The following is a 22171-nucleotide window of genomic DNA, read 5'->3' as shown; positions in this document are numbered from 1 at the left end:
CAACGGCTCCGCACCAAGTCGGATGCGGAGCCGTTCACTGGTCGAAGGCTCAGCCGATGGCCATCTTGTTGATCCAGGCGTCTCCGCTCTTGCTTACGATCTCCGTGCCGGAGCCGGCCAGCTCACTACGGGAGCCGGCGTAGAACCGGACCGCGCCGTCGGTGCGGACCGTCCAGATGTCCGGGATGTTGTCGCCGTTGGCGTCGGGTGTGCCGAACAGGAAGCGGATGCTGCTGCTGCCCCATCCCGCGGCACCGTACGGGTCGTCCGCCCCGCCTGCGGAGTTGACGGCCGCCGCGAGGGAGTTGAGGTCGACCCCGCGGCCTGAAGCAGCCTGCTTGCCGGTGCGTAGCAGGAGTCGGCTGGAAACGTCCGTGCGGTAGATCAGGTCGGTGATGCCATCGCCGGTGACGTCCTGGACGGTGACGATGTCACGCTCAGTCCACGGCGAGCTGGAGAGCTGGACGGCCTGCTCGATGCTCGCGCCGTTGTAGCCGGTGAAGGCCCAGATCGCGTCGCCGACGGTGAGGAAGAAGTCGGTCTTCCCGTCCCCGGTGGCATCCCCGGCGGCCACGATCTGGGTGATCGTGGAAGGGGCGGGCGCGTTCGACGGCAGCAGCATCCGCTGGCGCTTATCGATGTTGACGGCGCCGTAGCCGTCGCCCGGATAGACCCACAGCGTGTTCTCGCGGACGGCCACGAGATCCTGGAGCCCGTCACCGCCGTAGAAGTCGCCGAGATGGGTGACCAGGGTGTTCTTCCAGTACCCGGAGGGTGCGGCGGCGTAGGCGGGAAGGCCGTCGTTGCCGTTGGGGTCCTTGGCGGGGTTGCCCCGATAGGCGCCCGACATGGAGTAGTCGAGGTCCCCGGTGCCCTTGGTCAGGTCCGTCGTGGACTCGGACGGGTAGAGGCGCAGATTGCCGTTGGCGTCGACCACCATCAGGTCGGGCCGCCGGTCACCGGTGAAGTCGCCCGGCGCGTCGGCCTTGTCTCTTGGGGTCACGTAGAAGAAGTACTTGAGCGGCTGAGACACGTTCCCGGCGCCGTCCACCGCACGCACGTACAGCACGTTCGGTCCGGCGAGCGGCGGCTTCACGTTCGACACGGAGGTCGTCGTGGTGGTCGCCGCACCGTTGGTGCGGTTGGCCGAGAAGGGGTACGACGCCTGATTGAAACCGTACTCGTAGCGGACCACGTCAGTCTGCCGGGCTCGGAAGACGAAGGTGCCTGCCGTTCCGAAAGCGACCGTGCTCCACTTCGAGTCCTCGGGGTCGTTCCCGAAACCGTTGTCGGCGGCGTCGGCGTCCGGGAACTGCGTCGAGGACGCGAGCGGCGGCGACGGCTTCGAGGTGTCGTACACGAAGCGACACGGGATCTTGCTGTGCGAGTAGGCAGAGGTGGCACCGTACTTGTCGACAGCCTTGGCACGCCATGAGTACGTCGTGCCGTTGACCAACTTCAGACCGGTGCTGCCCGTCGAGAACGGATCGGTGTGCACACGCGCGGAACTGTTCTGGCTGCCGACCGACACCTTGCCCTTGCTGCCGAGCAGGTTGGCCGTGCTGCCGAGCAGGTTGGCCGTGCTGCCGTTCGTCGGCCACATCTCGAAGTTCACGGAGGCGAGGTTGCCGTCCTTGTCGGAGCTGTTGGCCCAGAAGGTCAGCGAGGATGCCCCGACGTTGATGTACGGCGACGTGGTGTCACAGCTCAGGTCCGGGTCGAGGTCGAGGCTGCTCGGGGGAGCGGGCGGCCGATTGTACGACAAGTCGACGTACGGGTCGTTGCCGCCATTGGCCTGGAACTTCTTCCACGAATACTGGGAGTTCTCGTCGGAGGCGCGCATCCCGATCGTCATCGTCGTCCAGCCGCCCGCGACGGCCTTCATCGCGCTCGCCTTGACGTCGAAGACGACGTACTCGTCCGGACACGAACTCGACTTCCAGCCGTGCGCGAAGCTGCCTCCGCCGATCTTGTTGCCGCTGTTCATCGCCGGGGCGTTCTTCCAGTTCGTCTTCGAACTGATCGTCCCGGTGAGATGGACGGTCATGGCGCGGGCGCTGCATGACCAGGAGTACGTTTCCAGGGCGCGCAGCTTGGCGCTGTGCACCGTGGAGCCCTTGAGGTCCGGGTCCCAGTCGATGCTGAAGAAGGACCGTGAGGTGCCCCAGGTGTCCGACTCGAAGCCGACGCGTGCCTCATCGGTCCCGCCCCGGTTGAAGTTCTTGCCGTTGTAGAAGGTAGCGGTGGGGTGGCGGCTGTAGGCCGTCGTCCAGTCGTTTGTGTGCTTCTTGATCGAGGGGTCGACGAAGACGGGGTACACGGTCTTCGGGTCGGCGAGGAACGCCTGGTCCGGGCTGAACACCCAGCGCCCAGCGTCCAGGTCGACGTCTACGAGAGAGCCGTGGGAGTCGGGCTGCGGGCCGTTGACACCGGACAGCGAGAGCGTGGCGGCGGCACCGGTCTGGGAGGGCAGCGGGCTTGGCTCCGGCGGTACGGGCGGTGAGGTGCCCTCCATCTCGGCAACGACCGACGGATCGGCTGCCTCGTCGGTCGCCGCGGGCAGCGTCTCGGGGGTGAGGTCCTCCTGATCGGTGTCGGCCATCTCGTCGGTAGGCTCAGGCGACTCGGACGGCTCGTCCTCCGGCCTGCCAGTGACGGTCGGCTCGGAGGGGATGACTTCGGGGACGGTCGGTGAGGCGCTGCTGCCCGCTTGGCCGTCGGTGAGGGCCGGAGTGCCGGCGCTGTCCCACATCAACGGGGTCGGCGCCTCCGCCACGTCGGCGCCGTTCGTGTCGGTGGCCGACACGATGCCGGTGACCGGATCGAGCGCGAAGTCGAGGTCCGGGGAGCTGAGGCCGTATGCCAGACGCGCCACGCGCGGATCGGTCGCGGCTTGACGGTTTTTGACGACCAGAAGCTGAGCGAACCCGCCGTCGGCCGCCGTCAGGACGAGGTCGGCGCCGGGCAGGATCTCCGGGTACAGGGCGCGCGGCCCGTCAATGACGGGGGTCGGCACGGCGTCCGGCCAGGTCAGCATGATGTCATGACCGTCCACGGAGAGCGTTACCAGCGGGTTCGCGGCGGACGTAGCGGCGGCACTCGTGGTGGAAGCGTTCTTGGCGCTGCCGAGCAGGGGGACCTGGTGGGGAATGGAGCGGTTGGCGTGCTGGTCGGCGGGCTCGCCCGCACCGGCGGCCGAGCCCGTGGCCCCGTGGACGTACGAAGCGCCCTGGGCGCCCTTTGGGCTCGATGTCTTGCCCGCGCCGCCCGAGAAGACCATGCCCACGTTGGTCGCCTTGGGCGCCCAACCGCCGTCCACCCGGCGCAGATCCGTGCCGATGGCCTGCCAGGCCCCGTCCACCTTGGCCCGGATCGGGCTCGCGTGGATCCGGCGCTGGAGCAGTCCGTCCGGGCGCGCCCAGGTCGTCGCGTACGCCGTGCGCAGCGCGGTCGCCTCGACGGCCTTGCCAGTCTTCTTGGCGCGTGCGGCGGCGGCGGTCTCCGTCAGAGGCGCCGCCTGGCGGGCGTCGGCAGGGCGCCGTGGATGGTCTTCTTCGCCACCGCTCAGAGCGACGACCGTGAGGCCGGACGCTGCGATGACGGCGGCGACGACGGCCGCGACCGGTCGGCGCGCGGGCGAGCGGCGCCATCGGCGCCATCGGCTCGGCATGAGAATTCCCTTCCCCCTGTGCAACGGCTGTGGCAGACGCGGAGACAGCCGACAGATCATGGCTCAGCTCTCGGGGGCCGTCACCCGGCGTTGTGGCGCTGACAGCGCCGGGCGGCGTACGGAGTCCCGCGCCGTTCGCGGCCCACACATCGGCCCGTGGCGTCCCCGCAGGGGTGCACGGGCACCCATTCGGCGCACAACGGGACATGACTGGAGGGAATTTGGGGGGACTGATCCGCAAGGGGGTCACGCACCCCAAACGTGACGCAGTTACCCATGAGTCTGATCAGCGGCATCAGTGGCTCTTTGCCGCAACTGGCGTCAGGGTAGGCCGATTTATGTCCGTGGTGACCATCACATGACTACAGGGTGTCTGGTTTTTCTTCACAAGTAGCCCACAGAATCATCCCGTTCACTGGCCGCACCTGCGCACTGCCCGGGTGCGGCCTTCTGTCGCCCGGGGGGGGACTTTGTTCGTGCCTGCTTTCCTGTCCGCGCGCCGCGCTCGTCGCGCGCGCCGTGGCCCCCTGCGCTCAGCGTTGGCGCCCGCCGTCGGCGCGGTCCTGCTGGTGGGACTGACCCCGTTGACGGCCGTCGCCCAGCCGCCGAACCCCGAGGCGGCCGAAGTCGCCCGCGAGGAAGTGTTGTTGGAGGAGATCCCGACCGAGCAGCGGGTGGCCGGCAACACGCACAACGCCGGGCTCGACAGCATCGAGGCCGCCCCGCCCGCCGACCTGGAGCAGGCCCCGGCCGGGACCGTCATCCCGCCCACGGGCGGCACAGACACGGTCACCTTCGGTGCCGCGGGCGCCCGGCAGACCGGCCTGCGGGCCACCACCGGTACCGCCGTTCTCGAACCGGTCGGCACCCTGCCCGTGAAGCTCGGCCAGGCCCCCGGCGCCGCCCTGCCGACCGGAACCTGGCAGGTCGGTGTCTCCCCGCGCACCGCCCCCGAGGCCGACGGCATCGACGGCGCGCTCGTCACGGTCACCGCCCCCGCCACCGGCTCGGTGCCCGTCTCGGTGCAGCTCGACTACAAGGCGTACCAGAACCTCTACGGCGCCGACTGGGCTTCCCGGCTCACCTTCGTGCAGTTCCCCGAGTGCTACCGCACGACCCCCGACGTCGAGGAGTGCCGGGCCTACGAGGAGTTGGAGACGGTCAACGACACCGACGCCAAGACCCTGACCGCCACTGTCGACACCGCCGCCGACGGCACGGTGACGCCCGCCTCGGCGGCCGCGTCCCCGGCGGCCGGCACCGGCGCCGTCCAGGCGGCCTACCGCACCGGAGCGAGGCAGGCGGCGGCCGGCGGTGACAGCGCCGTGGTCGGCGCGGTCGACTCCGGCGCGGGCGAGAGCGGCTCCTTCAGGGCGACTCCGCTGGAGTCCAGCGGCAAGTGGTCGGCGGGCGGCTCGTCCGGCGCGTTCACCTGGTCGTATCCCATCGACGTTCCGCCCACGCCCGCGGGTCCCGCGCCGGAGATCTCCTTCGACTACAACTCGCAGAGCGTGGACGCGAAGACGTCCACCTCCTCGCCGCAGGCGTCGTGGATCGGCGAGGGCTGGGACTACAACCCGGGTTACATCGAGCGCCGTTACCGCACCTGCAAGGACGATCGCGAAGCCACCGCGGCCGGCGCCGCCAACAACGCGGCTAAGAAGGCCAAGACCTCCGACCTGTGCTGGGTGTCCTACAACGCCGTGATGTCGCTCGGCGGCGCCACGACCGAACTGGTCCGCATCGGCGACACGGACCGCTACCGCACGCAGCACGACGACGGCACCCGCGTCGAGTTGAAGACCGGTGCCGCCAACGGCGACAACAACGGCGAATACTGGGTCGTCACCATGCGGGACGGCACCGTCTACACCTACGGCCTCAACAAGATCGGCGGCGGTCACGAGGACACCCAGTCCGTCTTCACCGTCCCCGTCTTCGGCAACCATCCCGGTGAGCCCTGCCACGCGACCTCCTTCGCCGACTCCCGCTGCCAGGGCGACACCACCAAGCAGCAGGCATGGCACTGGGGGCTGGACAAGGTTACCGACGTCAACGGCAACGTCATGGTCGTCAACTGGCTGCAGTCGACGAACTACTACGCTGTCAACAAGAAGTTCAAGACGCCCGAGAAGTACGTCCGCGGCGGTCTGCCCGATTCCATCGAGTACGGGCTGCGCGAGGGCGCCCTCGGCGCCACCCCGGCCGCGAAGATCGACTTCCTGCTCTGGCAGCGCTGCCTCCAGGACACCGCGGTCTGCGACTCGGCGAAGTTCGACGACACCAAGAACCCCGCCTCCTATCGCCCCTGGTGGGACAGCCCCGGCAACCTGAACTGCAAGAGCGACTCCAAGCTGTGCCCTGCCTTCCCTTCTTTCTGGAACCGGCTGAGGCTCGGCGGCATCACCACCTACGCCCAGCGTCCCGGCGTCGCGGGTCTGTCCAAGGTCGACACCTATCTGCTCAACCAGTCCTTCCCGCGCGACTGGTACGACACCTCGCCCGGCCTGTGGCTCAACTCCATCCAGCGCTACGGCTTCCGCCCCGGCGACACCAGCGGCACCCTGCTCACCAAGTCCGGCGTCAGCTTCCAGCCGTACGTCGTCGGCACCGGCTCCGCGCACCCCCTCAGCACGTACCTGAAGGACCAGCAGCTGCCCAACCTGGTGCCCCGCAGCTCCTCAGACCCGCGCCCCGGGTTCACCCGGCCGCGCATCGGCGCCGTCGCCACCGAGCACGGCGCGGACATCGAGGTCACGTACAAGGGCGGCTGCCGTGTGCAGCCCGGCGTGGCCCCCGAGGACAACCACGGCACCTGCTTCCCTGTCCGCTGGTCGCCCGACGCCGAGGTCGAGAAGCCCGCGCTGGCCTGGTTCAACAAATACATCGTCCACACCGTGACCGAGACCGACCGGATCACCGGCGTCTCCGCCCGGATGTCGACGCGCTACGACTACACGGGCGCCGCCTGGGGCAAGAGCGACGACGAGTTCAGCAAGCCCGCCCTGCGCACCTACAGCGAGTGGCGTGGCTACCAGCAGGTGGCCACGTCGAAGGGCAACAAGATCTCGCCGGCCCCGGGCCGCCCGCAGACCCAGTCGTACTCGGTCACACGCTACTTCCGCGGTGCCGGCGGTCCGGTCAAGGACTCCACGGGCACCGTCACCTTGGCCGCCGACGACATCGCCCCCTACGCGGGCATGACCGCCGAGACGATCACGTACACCGGGACCGGCGGCAAGATCGCCACCCGGGTCCTGAACCGGCCCTGGGCCAAGCAGACCGCCTCCCGGCAGCGCGACGGCGACCTCACTGCGCTGACGGCCTACCGCAGCGGCTTCCAACGCAGCGACACCCTGCAGACCGTCGGCAGCAGCTGGCAGGGCGTGCGCACCACCACCGTCGTCGACGACGTCTACGGACTGCCGCAGCAGGTCGAGTCGGCCGTGGTCAAACCCGACGGCGGCGGTGAAACCCTCAGCGACCAGAGCTGCGTCAAGACGCTCTACGTCGTCAACGAGGCAGCCAACCTCGTCGGCCTACCCAAGGAGATCCGCACCACCTCCACCTCCTGCGCCGACCACGCCACCGCCGACCCGGCCACCCAGGTGATGAGCGCCGTCCGCACCAGCTACGACGGCGGAGCCTGGGGCGCCGCGCCCACCAGGGGCCTGGCCACGACCACGGCGACACTCAACGACGACGGCAGCGCCTACTCGACCGTCATGACCAGCACCTTCGATCCGCTGGGCCGGGTGCGGAAAATCACCGACCCGCTCAAGGGCGTCTCGGAGACCCAGTACACCCCCGGCGATACGGGGGGCCCCGTCACAGCGGTCAAGAAGATCAACCAGATGGAGCACGCCTCCACCACGGCCCTGGACCCCGGCCGGGGCCTGGCTCTGTCGGTGACCGACGCCAACGGGCACGTCTCGCGCATGGAGTACGACGCCTTCGGCCGCCTGGTGAAAGGCTGGTCGGCCGACGCCGCGACGCCCGACGTCCTCGTCGACTACCAGATGGCGACCGCGACCCCGACCGTCACGCGGCCCACTGCCGTCACCGTCCGCTCCCTCAAGGACAACGGCGGCTACAGCCGCCAGGTGACCGTCTACGACGGCCTGATGCGCCCCGTGCAGACGCAGAACGAGGCCCACGGCCCCGGCCGGATCGTCCAGGACACGCGCTACGACGACCACGGACTCGTCTCCGAGCAGACGGGCTCCTATCTCGCCAAGGGCGAGCCGGAAACCGGCCAGTTCAAGCGGGTCAGCGACTCCCTGGTGCCCAATCTGGTGCGCAACACGTACGACGGCCTCGGCCGCCCGGTACGCAAGACCACCGTGCAGAGCGGCAGCCCCGTCTGGTACGACACCGTCGAGTACGGCGACAACTGGACCATCTCCCGCCCGGCCGGAGGCGCCTCACCCGCCGTTCGCGCCTACTCCGATCCGCGTGGCCGGATCACCCGTGTCGACCACTCCACCAACCGCACCCAGGACGAGTGGCGCACCACCCGGTACTCCTTCGACGCCCGGGGCAACCGCACCCGCATCGAGGACCACGCGGGCAACCTCTGGACGTACGGCTACAACGCCCGGGGTCTGCTGGCCTCGGCCACCGACCCCGACATCGGCAGCGCCTCCTTCACCTACGACGCGCTCGGCCGGCAGGCCAGCGCCACCGACTCGCTCCAGCGCACCACGTACACCGAGTACGACGCGATCGGACGTGTCCTGAACGTCCGTCAGGGCTCCACGACCGCCGACCCGGTCAAGTCCTTCACATACGACCTGCCGGGCGCGCTCGGCAAGGCGGCGAGCTCCACCCGGCACGAGGGCGGTGCCGACTGGACCGACCGGATCACCGCCTACGACGACAAGTACCGCCCGACCACCCGTGAGATCGTCGTCCCGTCCCAGGCGGGGCCCAAGCTCGCCGGCACCTACACCTACCGCTACGCGTACACCGAAAGCGGCAAGCAGCTCTCCGTCAGCGTGCCCGCGATCGGCGGTCTGGCTGCCGAGAAGGTCATCACCCGCTACAACGAGGACGGTCTGGCGGAGTCCACCTCCGGCCTGAGCTGGTACACCTCCGACGTCACCTACTCCGCGTACGGCGAGCCCCTGCGGACCGTCAGCGGACCCCAGCCCTACCGGGTGTGGACCACCAACTTCATCGACCAGGAGACGGGCCGCCTCCAGCGGACCGTCTGGGACCGCGAGACCGCGTCCTCGCACCGCATCTCCGACTCCTACTACTCCTGGGACCGCGCGGGCAACCTCACATCCGCGGCCCGCAAGCAGGCTGACGGCACCACGTCCACCTGGGACAACCAGTGCTTCACCTACGACTACCTCGGTGAGCTGGTCCACGCCTGGACCTCCGGCCTCGAGGTGACCGCCGCCACCGGCTGCAAGTCCGCCTCCGGCACCGCCTGGGGTTACCGCAGCGACGACCAGAGCAGCTCCGGGCCCATCGCCGAGGCGCCGGACGCCGTCACCGACGCCGCCGCGCCCGACGCCGAGATGCAAGCGTCCCTCGACGCCGCGGCCCCGGCCTCCGGGTCGGTCGCCACCGCCGCCGGTTCCTACTACCAGTCCTTCACCTTCGACGCCGTCGGCAACCGGGCGTCCCTCACCGAGCACGACCCGGCGAACTCGGCCCTGGACGCCCGTACCACCTACAGCTACGGCAAGACGGTGACGGGCAACGGCACGAGCGCCCCTACCCTCACTCAGCCCCACCTGCTCAACAAGGTCGACCGGCCCACTGGCACCGACCCCGGTTACGTCAACGACGCCACCGGCAACACCACCGAGCGCCACCTCACCGGCGGCGACCAGATCCTGGACTGGAACGCTGAGAACAAGCTCGCCTCCGTTACCGGCGCCGGCGACGGATCCGGACCGATCACGGGCCTGAACGGCAAGTGCATCGACCTCCAGAGCAACACCCTCACCGACGGCACCCCGCTCCAGCTCCACGGCTGCAACAGCACGCCCGCGCAAGCGTGGCAGACCACCGGCGACACCCTGCGCATCCGCGGCAAGTGCGCCACCGTCAACGGTGCCCTCGTCCAGCTCGCCGCGTGCAACGGCAGCACCACGCAGAAGTTCACCCTGCGCACCACCGACAAGGCGTTCGTGCACGCCGCGACCGGCAAGTGCCTGGCGGTACCCGGCGGAACCGACACCGACGGCACCGACCTCCAGGTGGTCCCCTGTGCCACCGGCGCCGCCCAGCAGTGGGCCCTCGCCGACCGCACCACGTACATCTACGACGCGGGCGGCAACCGCATCCTGCAGAAGTCTGCGGCCGGCACCACCCTGTTCCTGGGCGAGACCGAGGTCACCACGGACCCCAAGGGTAATCTGCTCAAGGCGAGCAGGATCTACCAGCACCCCGGCGCCCCCTCCGTCGTCCGTGTCAGCAAGAACGGTGGTTCCGACCACGTCCTGAGCGTCCTGCTCAACGACACCGTCGGTACGGCCACCACCTCCGTGGAGCAGAGCACCGGCCAGGCCGTCACCCGCCGCGCCTTCAAGCCGTATGGTGAGACGCGCGGGACCCGGCCCGAGGGCTGGCCCAACGCCCGCAGCTACCTCGGCACCGGCATCGACGACACCTACTCCGGGCTCACCCACATCGGGGCCCGCGAGTACGACCAGTCGACCGGCCGCTTCCTCTCCGCCGACCCCGTGGTCGACTTCGCGGACCCGCTGCAGATCAACGGCTATGCCTACGCCAACAACAACCCGATCACCAAGAGCGACCCCGACGGGCTCCAGCCCATCGAGTGCTGGGAAGGCACCGCCGTCTGCGAGGGCGGCCGTATCGTCAGAGCCAAGAACGACGACGTGAAGCCGACCAAGGCGCTGACCGACGTGAAGGTCACCAAGAACAACAAGACCTACCGTGTCATCTACGACGAGCGAGGTGTTCCGCACACCGTCGGCTCGCCCGGAAAGATCCAGTCGGAACGCGTCGCTATTCAATTCATGAACGACGACCTGCGCTCGTCGCTCAACCTGTACGACCCGAAGACGGGCAACGGTAGTGAGTACCTCTGGCAGGACGACGCGGGAGTGGTCCCCAAGAAGGGCTTGGTCCACGACGCGAACGGCAACCACCGGGTGGCCGGCACGACGGCCGACTTCATCAAGGTCACCTGGAAGAACGGCAAGATCGTCGACGTGGAGACCTGGGACGCCAACGAGTCGACGCGGGGCCACGACTCCAAGACCGTCGGTGACATCGAGAAGACCATCAACAACAAGCTCGATCCCGAGGGTAAGACACAGAGCCAGAGGGTCGTCTTCGTCGCCAACAGCGTGGAGCAGGCCAAGGCCGTCGCGGACAAGTTCGTCGGCAACGCCAATGTCCGAGTAATTTTCGCGGGTGACGGGAAGCCGGGCTCCACAATGTTCGACACCCACATGTCGGGCGGTCTGCGCGGCGGGAGCATCTCGGGTACCGGCAGGACCAGTGGCGGTGATGGCGAGAGCAGCGGCGGTAAACGCGGCGGCGGTCTCGGCGGCAAGCTGATGAACGGCGCCGGCATTCTCGGCGACCTGACGTTCATCTGGGAGGGCTGGAAGACCTTGGAACGCGGCTGCGACGACGTCGTCGTCTCCTGCGGACCCCCGCCGACCGCCTGACCGGCGCGGCCTGCCAAGGTGGGCCGCGCACCGCACCACCCGCACCGAGCACGGACTGCACCGCAGGAGGAACACCATGGGCAAACAGCGCATCACCGTCTGTCTGCCGCCCGTCGGCCCCGACGGGCTCAAGCAGGCGCTCGGGCAGGCCATGGACCCCTTCTGGTACGACCGTGAGGACCGTCCCCATCCGGACTGGGTGGGGGAGTGGAGCTACTGGTTCGTCTCCGGGGCGGGCTGTCTCTTCGACGTGCTGCCCGGCCACGAGGACGACCCCCGGCTCGTGCGCTACGACGACTGGACCGAACCCCCGGAAAACCTGCCGCCCTCCCGCTGCCACGGAGGCCCGCGCGGCATCCTCGACCTCGACACGCCCCGCGCCGCCGAGGCTCGCCGGGCCGGCGACACCTGGACGGCGTACCGGGCCTTCTCCGACCGCTACCCCCCGGCGCTTCCCTTCCACCACTTCGCCGAGCGGGCCAGGACCCTGGACCCCGAACACGCCAGGGAGGCGGCCGTGACCGCCTTCCGGGAACAGCCCCTCATCCGGGCGATCAAATCCAACCCCGCGCTGGAGGAGCGGTTCGGCTCCGACCCCGCCTACCACTTCGACGAGGACCTCGAGACGTACGTGACCCGCCACGCGGCCGCCGTGTTGCCCACCGCCGCGCTGCTCACCCTCGACGGGCGGTGGATCGAGGGCGGCGGCCTTGAGTACAAGCAGACGTTCAACGCCTACCTGGACGGCCTGCCCGCCGACGCGATGGTCGTGCGGGTGCTCTACCACTCGTGACAGAGCAAAGGTATCGGCGGTATGGCGTGGGTCGGCATGGCCGGTTTGTGAGTGGGTGGTTCATGTGGTGATGTCCGTTTCCGGCTGAGGTCGGGGCAAAGTCGCTGGTGGAGGTTGCGTCGGCTATTGCCTCCTGGCGAAGTTGCCGGTGTCGGCCTCGGTGAGGATCCCGATTTTGGTGCAGCGAGCCGAAGTGCCCGAGGAAGTCGTTCACCGAGAGCATTGCCCAGATACCGGCCGGGGCGCGGGTCACCGCCCGGCTGCGGGAGGCGGCCGGGCACCGGGTGCGCGACGCCGGCTCCACGGTCATCCAGGCCGCCCGCGACCTGCATCTGTCCTGGCCGGCAGTGACGGGCGCCTTCCGCACATCGGCGCGCGAGGTCACGGGCGCCCCACTGCCCGAGGTGAGGGTGCTGGGCATCGACGAGACTCGGCGGGGCAGGACGAAGTGGGAGCAGGACCCCGACAGCGGCAAGTGGCACCTGGTGCGGGATCGGTGGCACACCGGCTTCGTCGACGCCCTCGGCACCGGCGGGCTGCTCGTCCAAGTCGAGGGCCGCACCGTCGCCGACGTCCTGGCCTGGCTCGTCACCACACCGCTGACCTGGCGAAAGGGTATCCGCTACATCGCCATCGACATGTCGGCCACCTACCGCGCGGCGGTCCGCACCGGCCTGCCGCACGCAATCGTCGTCGTCGACCACTTCCACGTCGTCCAGCTCGCCAACAAGATGCTCTCCATGGTGAGGCGCCGCACCACCGCCGAGATCCGGGGCCGACGTGGACGCGCCACCGACCCGGAGTGGAAGGCCAGACAACGGCTCCTGCGCAACCGCGAGGATCTCACCGACGACCAGTTCGCCACAATGTGGAACACCCTGCTCGGTGAGGGGAAGATCGGGCAGACGCTACTGACGGCGTGGATCGCCAAGGAGAACCTGCGCAACCTCCTCGCCCTGGCCCGCACCGGGGCCGACCACCACCAAGTCGGCCATGCCCGCTGGAAGTTCCTCACCTGGTGCGCTGACTCCGACATCCCCGAAGTCCGTACCCTCGCTGCCACCGTCGACCGCTGGTGGACCGAGATCGCCGCGTTCATCGACACCGGCCACAGCAACGCCAAGAGCGAGGGCATCAACCGCGTGATCAAGCTCGTCGCCCGCAACGCATTCGGCTTCCGCAACGCCGAAAATCAACGGCTACGGACACGCTGCGTCACCACCCGCCGAGCCCGCGGACACCTCCGCACCGCTCAACTTTGAAGACCCCAGTTGAGGCTGACACGCAGGAAGCACTGTGGGAGGCCCATAACCGGGGCAGCCTTGCTTCTTGTCGTCAGTGGTGCCCCTGCCGGTGGCCAGCCGGTGGCCGGATGCCTTTGGACGACGTAATACGAGGTGGCACAGTCCAACCAGCCGCACGTGCTCTGATCAGTCAGAACATCACTCAGCAGCACGATCAGGCACGAGGTAACACGATCGCTCACGGTCTCGTGATGCGTAGGTCTCGGGTTCGAATCCCGAAGGCGGCTCTAAGGGGAACCGCAGGTCAGGACTCTGACCTGCGGTTTTTTCGTTTTCTTGACCTTGGAACGTGCGTGCGTAGCGCTTCGGTCGCCTGCGCATGGAATGCGTAGGTCAGAGTTTCTCTCTACGGGTAGTGATGGCATGATTGTGGTGCCCGGAAGTGTTTCTGACCTGCTATTTTCTCGCGCGTAACTGAATGGCGGGCCAGTATGCGCAGCGGGTGGGGTGGCCAAGGGGTGGCCATCTGTGCAGCGCTGGTGCACGTGGCGGGGCGGGGGGCGTTCGCGGAGGTTGCGAGGGACTCGCCGCTGTTGTGGGAAGTCAACGATGCGGGTGGTTTGCGGGCATGGTTTGCACTGCCCGCTCAAGTCCCTGGGCAGGCCACACGAGGTCGACCGGTGACAAAGTCCGGCGTAGTCCGACTCGTCTCGCCTTCCGAGTCCAGGCCTCACGGCCCGGCCGCGTGGATAATTCGAGAGGGGCCGGTCTCCGCCTGCCGACAGAGTCCGGCGCTACCCGGCCTCCGCCCTGATGCTCACCCGGTGCACCCTCCTCAAGGTGCCCGGTGCCAGCTCGGTGGCGCTGTGGTAGGTGGTGGCCGTCTTCCACAGCACCAGGTCCCCAGGGCGCCAGCGGTGGGTGTGGACGTGATCCGGGTCCTGGATCAGACCGTCGATCAGCGCGAGGAACTCCTCGTTCTCCCGGTCGCTGAAGCCCACCACCGAGTCGAGGAACTCCGGTGCGCCATAGAGGAACCGGCGTCCCGTGTGCGGGTCGTGGCGCACCAGGTCGTGCGGAACCCTGGGATGGTCGTCCGACACTCGCTGCCTGAGTTCCGCCATCGACAGGCCGAGGTGCTCCGGGCCGATCCGCAGCCGCTTGGCTGCGGTGTGCAGGGCCGTGCGCCCGGTGACCTTGCCCTTCCATTCGGAGGGCAGCCGGTCGTAGACGTCGACGGCGCTGGCGAACAGGGTGTGGCCGGTGGTGCTGGGCACGTCTACGCCGTGCAGCAGGGTGTACGTCTCGGGGGCGGGCGTGCATGACGAGTCCTGGTGCCAGAAGTTCCCGGCCCGCGCCACGCCGACCGGCTTGCCGTCCCGGATCTCGTTCGACAGCACCATGATCTCCTGGTGGTCGGGGTGCGACTGCCTGCGCAGCGGCACCGGCCGACCGATCCGGGCGGCAAGCAGCACCTGCTGGGCGGGCGTCAGCTCGATGTCCCGGACGACCACCAGCTCGCTGCGGTGGACGAGGTCCAACACCTCGTCGAGGGCTCGCTGCTCAGTGAGGTCCCGGCTGGTGACACCGGTGATCTCGGTGCCGATGAAATCGCTGAGTTCCCTGGTGCGCATGGGGTCTCCTGTCAAATCTTGCGTGCCACGAGGGCGCCGTTGGCGCCGGGGGCGTCGAGGATGAAGTCGACCCGGGAGACGTCGGAGAACCCGGCCTTGCGCAGCAGCGACTCGTACTCCGCGCGGGAGTAGTTCCGGCCGTGCGACGTCTCCAGGAGCATGTGCAGGCTGGAGACCGCGCCGGAGACCGGTCCCGTCCCCTCGTCGTCGACGAACGACTCGGCCACGATCACCGCCCCGCCCTCGTCGAGCGCGGCATGACACTTGCGGGCCAGGACCAGGTTCTCCTCCTCGCTCCAGTCGTGGAGGACGTTGGAGAGCAGGATGACATCGTGGCCGCGTGGCAGGTCTTCCTGCCAGAAGTCCCCGGCGATCACCTCGACCCGGTCCCCGGCACCCGCGTCCTCGACGGACTGCCGGGCCAGTTCGCACACCACCGCCCGGTCGTAGACCGCGGCCGACAGGGCGGGGTGATGCGCGGTCAGCTCGATGCAGAAGGCTCCCGAGCCGCCGCCGACGTCGAGCAGCTTCCGGTACGGGCCAAAGTCCACGGAGAGGGCGAGCGCCTTCGCGGTGAACATGGCGCCGGAGTACAGCGCCTGCCAGAACATGTCCTTGAGCATGCCGTCGCCGTCGAAGACGCTGGACGCGGCGGCCGTGTCCCAGGTCATCGGACTGTCCTCGCGCAGTGCCTGCTCCAGGTGCAGCCACCCCGAGTAGGCCCTGCGGTCGTTGAAGCGGATGAAGTCCCCGAAGTAGTACCGCTTGCCGCGGATCAGGAACTCGTCCGCGAGGCGGGAGTTGCGGTAGCCCTCCGCCGTCCGCTCCAGCAGGCCGAGAGCGGTGCAGCCGACCAGCAGCATCTTGGCGGGACGCTCGGCCAGGCCGACGGCTTCGGCGAACTCGGCGACCTCCATGCCCCGGGAACCGTCCAGTGTGCCGAAGACGTTCAGTTCGAGGGCGGTGGCGAGAACCTTGGAGATGCGGAAACCGGCGGCCATCTCCATCAGCGGCACGGGCGTGAGCGGGACGGTTCCGGTGTGCGGGTGCTTGTACACGGCGGCTCCTCGGCTGTACGGAGGGATCAAGGACACGGGAAACGTCGCGGCGCCGGCGGCGGGGGTTCGTCCGGGAGACCCAGCAGGCGCGAGGCGGTGGTCCGGCCTCCCGGAGCGAGCAACGCACAGCCCAGGGGGATGGTGAGGTGCTCCGGGGGCCGGGACACAGGGGCGCCGGTCGCGGACGGTTCGGCTTCGGTACGCATGTCGGTACGCATGAGGGAAGCGTCGCCCGGACCGGTGGAGACGCGATCGAGCTCTGCTGCACACCCCGTCCGGCTACTCCGACACCCACCGCGGCGACCGTACGGCGACCCCCTTGGCCAGGACCAGTCGCAGCTCGCGGAGGGCGGCCACGTCGTGGAGCGGATCGCCCTCCACGGCGATGATGTCGGCGCGCAGACCCGGAGCGATGCGGCCCGTCACCGTGTCCACTCGCAGGGCACCGGCGGCGCGTGAGGTCGCTGCCTGGAGGATCTCCTCGGGCGGCAGACCGAGCCGGGCCATGCCGAGCAGCCCGTCCACGTAGGCGTGATGGGGCGCCCCGTCCGTGCCCGCGTCGGTGCCGGCGACGATGAGGACACCCTCCCGGTACAGCACCGGCAGGGCGGGCAGCTGGTGCCGTTCCCCTCGGTCCCAGCGGTTGGTGAAACGCCGGCTGATGGTGGGGCAGACGTGGATCCGGCCCGAGACGAGGCGTCGTACGAGCTCGGGGTCGGGGACGATGGACTCCGTCGCGTCGACGAAGCTGCAGTGTTCGACCGTGTGCACCCTGGCCCGTATGGATGCGGCGATGCCGTCCGTGCCATGCGCGTGTACGGCCACGACGAGGCCGGCGCGGGCCGCCTCGTCGACCACCGCCGCCAGTTCGGCCTCGCTGAACTGCCGCTCCCAGGAAGCGGGGCCGCTGGTCAGCGAGCCGCCGGTCGCCATGACCTTGATGAGATCGACGCCTGCGGACGCCTGGTCCCGTACCGCCCGCCGCAGGGCCTCCTCGTCTGCGCAGGTGCCGCCCATGAACCAGCAGTGACCGTCCGGCAGTGTGAGCGGTGCCCCGGACACCACGAGTTCGGGGCCCGGGGCGAGGCCCGAGCGGATCGCGTCGCGGACCCGCACCCCGAGTCCGGCGGGCGCACCGAGGTCCCGGGCCGTCGTCACGCCCGCCGTCAGCAGTTCGGCGGCGTTGCGCAGCATCAGCGCGTACAGCTCGTCGTCCGATGCCGCGCGCATACGGTCCATGGCGCCGGTGGCGCCGTCCAGGGCGAGGTGGACGTGGCTGTCGATGAGGCCGGGGAGCAGCGTCAGCGGCCCCAGGCCGATGTGCTCGCTGCCGCGCCGCAGCCGGTCGGGCAGCTCGTGGCTGGGGCCCGCCCAGCGGATGACCTCGCCGTCCACCAGCACTCCGCCGTTGCGGATGAATCTGCCGCGATCACCTGTGATCAGCCGGTCCGCCGTGTAGTACTTCACCGGGCTCTCGTTTCCGCCGTGGGTGCCGTGGGTGCCGTGGGTGCCGTGGGTGCCGTGGGTGCCGTGGGTGCCGTGGGTGCCGTGGGTGCCGTGGGTGCCGTGAGGACGTGCGGCCCGGCACCCACGGCCTGCTCCGGCCCCCAGGCTGCGGCCAGGGTCAGTAGTTGCCGAGACCGCCGCAGACGTTGAGGGCCTGGGCGGTGATGGACGCGGCGACGTCCCCGGCGAGATATCCGACCAGCCCGGCCACCTCCTCGGGGGTCGAGTACCTGCCCAGCGGGATCTTCGCCTGGAACCTCGTGAGCACATCCTCCTCGGTGGTGGCCCAGTGCGCGGCGTAACCCTGCCGCACCCGGGCCGCCATCGGGGTCTCCACATAGCCGGGGCAGACGGCGTTCACGGTGATCCCGGAGAGGGCGAGTTCCTTGCCGAGCGCCTTGGTGAAGCCGATGACGCCGTGCTTGGACGCCGAGTACGGGGCGGCGAGCTCCACGCCCTGCTTCCCGCCGGTCGAGGCGATGTTGATGATGCGGCCGTGGCCGCGGTCGAGCATGCCGCCGCGGGAGAGCACCTCACGGGTGATGCGGAAGACACTGTTCAGATTGGTCTCGATCACGGACTCCCACAGCTCGTCGGGGAGTTCGGCCGTTGCACCACCGCCGCCGCGACCGGCGTTGTTCACCAGGACGTGCACCGGGCCGTAGCGCTCCACCGCTGCGTGGACGAGGCCCTGGACCGCGCTCTTCGAGGTGACGTCGGCCGCGATGCCGTCGGCGTCGAGGCCTCGGCTGCGGAGCTTGTCGGTGACGGCGGCGACGCTGTCGCCGTCCCGGCCGCAGATGAACACGGCGTGCCCCTGCTCTCCCAGGAGGTCGGCGCAGGCGAGCCCGATGCCGCTCGTACCTCCGGTGATCAGCGCGACGCGCCGCTCTTGCGTCTTCTCTGCCACTGCCATGGATGGGTCCTTTCGGGGTTCGGGACGGTGTCAGGCCGCGCTGCCGGCCCTGTGCAGGACGTGCCGCAGTACCCGGTCGATCTCCGTCTCAGGGGCGTCGTGCGAGCCCGGGGCCCGCCAGGCCACGAACCGGTCGGGCCGCACCAGCACGGCCCCGGCGTCACCGATGCCGTACGCGGCGGTGAACGCGCCTTCCGTGTCCCGCAGTTCGGCCTCGGGGCCGATGCGATGCACCCGCAGCCCGACACCGAGGGCCCGGGCGGCAGCCGTGGCACCCGCTGCCCACGCGGCTCCCTCGGCTCCGGTGAGCAGGACGAACGAGCGGCCGAAGAGGGCGGTGGTGGAGGACGGTGTACCGTCGCGGCCGACGAGCGGGAGGTACGGGGCGTGGGACCCGGGCCGGCCCGTGGGGTGCGCGGGGTCCTCGAACAGGTCGCCGCGGTCGCCGGGTTCGGTGAGCACCGCCCCCTTCGGGTACCGGTACCCGAAGGCGATCACGGGCGGGGGCAGGGGCGCGGTCATCGACTCGTCGGCGAGTTCGGGGGAGATGCGGTCCACGAGGTTCGTGAACTGCTGCTCCACCAACTGCTCTGCGTACGGGCGGCGTTCGGAGTCGTGGCTGTCGAGGAGTGCGTCACCGGCCGTTCCGTCGAGCACGGCGGCGAGTTTCCAGGCCAGATAGAGACCGTCCAGATAGGCCGTGTTGCCGCCCATGCCACCGGTCGGCGGCATGACATGCGCGGCGTCGCCGACGAACAGGACCCGCCCCTCGCGGAACCGCTCGGCGACCCCGCAGGAGATCTCCGTCTCACCGATCTCCTCGATCTTCAGCGGGGTGTCCGGGATGCCGAGGTCGGTGCGTATCTGTTCGGCGACGGTCTCCTCGCCGGCCCACCAGCCGTCCGGGAGTTCTGGGGTGAGGTTGCGGAAGTAGCCGTAGAGGCTGGGGACTTCGGTGTTGAAGAGGACCGCACGGCCGACGTGCAGGGCCGTGAAGCGCCGCCCGTCCGCGGCACCGTCGGTGTGCGCGAGCTGCGCGCGCAGGTCGGCCTGGAACAGGACGCGCAGCACCCTGCCGACCGTGCCGCGTCCGCGCATCACGATGCCGAGGGACTGCCGGATCCCGCTCCGCCAGCCGTCGGCGGCCACCAGGTACCGGGCCCGGACGGTGCGCCGCTCACCGGTGACCGTGTCCTCGGTGACGGCGGTGACCCCGGTGGCGTCCTGGGTGAGCGAGGCCAGCCGGGTCGAGAAGCGCAGTCGGGCGCCCAACTCCCGGGCCCGGTCGGCGAGTACGGCCTCCACGCCCGACTGGCTCGCGGTGCCCCAGTCCTGCGGCGAGACGTGTCGCATGCCGAGTTCGGCGCCGCTCATCAGGGTGCGCAGCACCGGCCCCGCCAGGGTCTTGGCGACGACCATGTGGAAGTCGCTGCGGTAGGCGCGGCTCCGCTCGCGTACGGCGTCGGCGGCGCCGGCTATCTCCAGTGCCTCCATGGTGTGCGGATACTGCCCGGTGGCCTTGACCGCGGTCGAGGTTCCCGGATGCCGTTCGACGACCAGCGCGGGCACACCGTGCAGGCCGAGGAAGACGGCGGTGCTGAGGCCACCGGGCCCGGCACCGGCCACGAGGACGGGCACGGTCTCGTCGGGCGGGGCGGTCGGCGGGGCCTCGGTTCGGGCCTGTCGTTCTGTCATGTCCGGCTCCTCAGGGGACGAGTACGACACGGCCCAGGTGCGAACGGCCTTCGATGATCCGGTGTGCCTCGGCCGCGTCGGCCAGCGGCAGCCGGGCGTGCACGGCGACGCGCAGATCGCCTGCGGTGACCAGGCGGACCAGCTCCCGGCGGGCCTCGGCGACGCGTTCCGGGGCGGCCTTGGTCCAGACGTCCAGCGAGGTGCCCACCACGTAGGTGAGACCGAGGAGTTCGGTCATCGAGACCTTCGCGACCTCGCCCCCGGCACCGGCGAAGCCGTAGTAGACCAGGCGCCCGTACGGCTTCAGCAGTCGCAGCCCGTCGTGGAACACCCAGCCCTCGACACTGTCCAGGACGATGTCGACGCCCTGCCCCCCGGTCAGCTCACGGACGCGGTCCGCCCAGTCGGGCCGGCTGTAGTCGACGACCTCGTCGGCGCCGTGCGCGCGCACGAAGTCGGCCTTGGCGGGCGAACCGACGGTCCCGATGACCCGGCCCGCGCCCCGGAGCTTCGCCAGCTGGGTCACCAGGTGCCCGATGGCGCCTGCGGCGGCGTGCACCAGTACGGTCTCGTCCTTGCCCAGCCGGGCGGCGTCCAGGACGCTCCAGGCGGTCTGGGCGGTGGAGCCCAGCGCGGTGGCGGTGGCCGCGTCGACCGAGTCGGGTACGGCGAGCGTGCGCGCGGCGTCGACGACGACCTGGTCCGCGTAGGCGGCGGGCACACCGAAGGCCACGACCCGGTCGCCGGGCCGCGCTCCCTCCGTGTCCGGGCCCAGGGCCTCCACCCGGCCGACCACGTCCCCGCCGGGGCGTCCGGGCAGCGGCGATGGGAAGGGGGTGGCGTTGCCGCGCAGTTGGGTTTCGATGAAGTTGACGCCGACGGCCTCGGTACGCAGCAGCAGTTGGCCCGGGCCCGGGGCGGGCACCGGAACGTCTTCGAGGCGCAGGACGTCGGGTGAGCCGTGCTCGGCGTAGCTGATCAGTCGCATGGTGAGTCCTCGCGGTGCGGTGGCGGGGGTGTGCCGTCCCGGAAGCGGTGCGGCAGTCAGTCGTACGGTCCGGGCCGCCCTCAGATGGACAGGACGACCTTGCCGTTGATCTCGCGGGAGTACAGGGAGCGGACGGCACGGTCGGGATCGGTCCACGGGGTGACCAGGCCTGGTTCGGCGACCAGCCGTCCGGTCGCCGCGAGGTCCACGAGGAGACCGAGGTCGGCCGGCACGGAGCGCCGCGTGACCTCGTCGAGCAGGAAGAGGTACTCCAGCCGGACTCCGGGCCGTGCGTGGCCCCAGTCGGCGGGCAGACGCAGTTCGGCGCGGACGGTGTTGCCGAACACGGTCGCCACACCGCCGGCCCGCAGCAACTTGTAGCCGGCGCTGAACACCTCGCCGCCGACGCTGTCGACGAGGATGTCGGCCGAGGTGGTCGGCGGTGTGTCGTATCCGCTGACGACCTCGGCCCCGAACTCGGCGAGTCCCGCGCCGCGCGCCGGTGAACGGACCCAGGCGGTCACCTCGGAGCCGCCTGCCCGCGCCAGTTGTACAACCAGCCGGCCGACTCCACCGCTCGCCCCGGTGACCAGGACCCGCTTGCCGAGCAGCCAGCCGGCGCGCTGGAGGGCGTAGAGCGCCGTGAGTCCGGCCACCGGCAGAGTGGCCGCGTCGGTGTCCGTGAGGCTGTCCGTCAGCACGGCCATGCGGTCGGTGCGCAGCGCCACGAGTTCGGCCCACGCGTTGTTCTCGGCCAGACCGGCGATCCGCGCTCCGGCGGGCGGTCCGCTGCCGTCGGCCGCCGGCCGCAGCACGGTGCCCACGACGTCCAGGCCGAGGGACGAACCGACCGGGCGGTGCCGGGCCAGCAGCAGGTCGGCCCGGTTGAGGGCGGAGGCGTGGACCTCCACGAGTGCCTCGTCGGAGCGAGGGCGGGGATCGGACACGGACCGCAGTTCCAAGGCGAGCGGCTCGACTCCGGTTGTTACAAGTGCCTTCATGCTTC

General features: G+C 69.9%; 10 protein-coding genes and 1 pseudogene. 3 read left to right on the top strand and 8 right to left on the bottom strand.

What is annotated here, in order from left to right; all coding sequences use genetic code 11:
• Nucleotides 1-49 precede the first annotated feature (49 nt).
• Nucleotides 50-3670, bottom strand: coding sequence for a DNRLRE domain-containing protein (locus AB0J04_RS07745; protein WP_363167456.1), 3621 nt, complete (start codon nt 3668-3670; stop codon nt 50-52).
• 476 nt (nt 3671-4146) lie between these two features.
• Between AB0J04_RS07745 and AB0J04_RS07740 the strand changes: the two genes are divergently transcribed.
• From AB0J04_RS07740 to AB0J04_RS07730, 3 genes and pseudogenes are all read left to right on the top strand, one after another.
• Complete coding sequence (locus tag AB0J04_RS07740; RefSeq protein WP_363167455.1) at nt 4147-11331, top strand: ricin-type beta-trefoil lectin domain protein; 7185 nt, start codon at nt 4147-4149, stop codon at nt 11329-11331.
• A 76-nt stretch (nt 11332-11407) separates the two neighbouring features.
• Nucleotides 11408-12124: a hypothetical protein gene (locus tag AB0J04_RS07735; RefSeq protein ID WP_363167454.1), complete on the top strand. Its 717-nt coding sequence runs from the start codon at nt 11408-11410 to the stop codon at nt 12122-12124.
• 182 nt (nt 12125-12306) lie between these two features.
• Nucleotides 12307-13386, top strand: a pseudogene (locus AB0J04_RS07730) (ISL3 family transposase); the annotation flags it as partial.
• A gap of 776 nt (nt 13387-14162) precedes the next feature.
• On the opposite strand, the gene AB0J04_RS07725 reads toward AB0J04_RS07730, so the two are convergent.
• The 7 genes from AB0J04_RS07725 to AB0J04_RS07695 form a co-directional block, all read right to left on the bottom strand.
• Nucleotides 14163-15002, bottom strand: coding sequence for a TauD/TfdA family dioxygenase (locus AB0J04_RS07725; RefSeq protein ID WP_363167453.1), 840 nt, complete (start codon nt 15000-15002; stop codon nt 14163-14165).
• An 11-nt stretch (nt 15003-15013) separates the two neighbouring features.
• Complete coding sequence (locus AB0J04_RS07720; RefSeq protein WP_363167452.1) at nt 15014-16060, bottom strand: methyltransferase; 1047 nt, start codon at nt 16058-16060, stop codon at nt 15014-15016.
• Between the two features lie 279 nt (nt 16061-16339).
• Complete coding sequence (locus AB0J04_RS07715; protein WP_363167451.1) at nt 16340-17527, bottom strand: amidohydrolase family protein; 1188 nt, start codon at nt 17525-17527, stop codon at nt 16340-16342.
• Between the two features lie 157 nt (nt 17528-17684).
• Nucleotides 17685-18482 carry an SDR family NAD(P)-dependent oxidoreductase gene (locus AB0J04_RS07710; RefSeq protein WP_363167450.1) on the bottom strand — a complete coding sequence of 266 codons (798 nt, stop codon included), beginning with the start codon at nt 18480-18482 and terminating at the stop codon, nt 17685-17687.
• A 30-nt stretch (nt 18483-18512) separates the two neighbouring features.
• Entirely contained in the window at nt 18513-20177 is a 1665-nt protein-coding gene (locus AB0J04_RS07705; RefSeq protein WP_363167449.1) for an FAD-dependent monooxygenase, read from the bottom strand.
• A gap of 10 nt (nt 20178-20187) precedes the next feature.
• Nucleotides 20188-21165 carry a zinc-binding dehydrogenase gene (locus AB0J04_RS07700; RefSeq protein ID WP_363167448.1) on the bottom strand — a complete coding sequence of 326 codons (978 nt, stop codon included), beginning with the start codon at nt 21163-21165 and terminating at the stop codon, nt 20188-20190.
• A gap of 80 nt (nt 21166-21245) precedes the next feature.
• Nucleotides 21246-22166, bottom strand: a complete 921-nt coding sequence (locus AB0J04_RS07695; RefSeq protein ID WP_363167447.1) for a zinc-binding dehydrogenase — start codon at nt 22164-22166, stop codon at nt 21246-21248.
• Nucleotides 22167-22171 lie beyond the last annotated feature (5 nt).

The sequence above is a fragment of the Streptomyces sp. NPDC050263 genome (assembly GCF_040655955.1).
GTDB lineage: Bacteria > Actinomycetota > Actinomycetes > Streptomycetales > Streptomycetaceae > Streptomyces.
The sequence above is the reverse complement of the archived record's forward strand: the minus strand, read 5'-3'. Positions and strand labels throughout refer to the sequence as shown.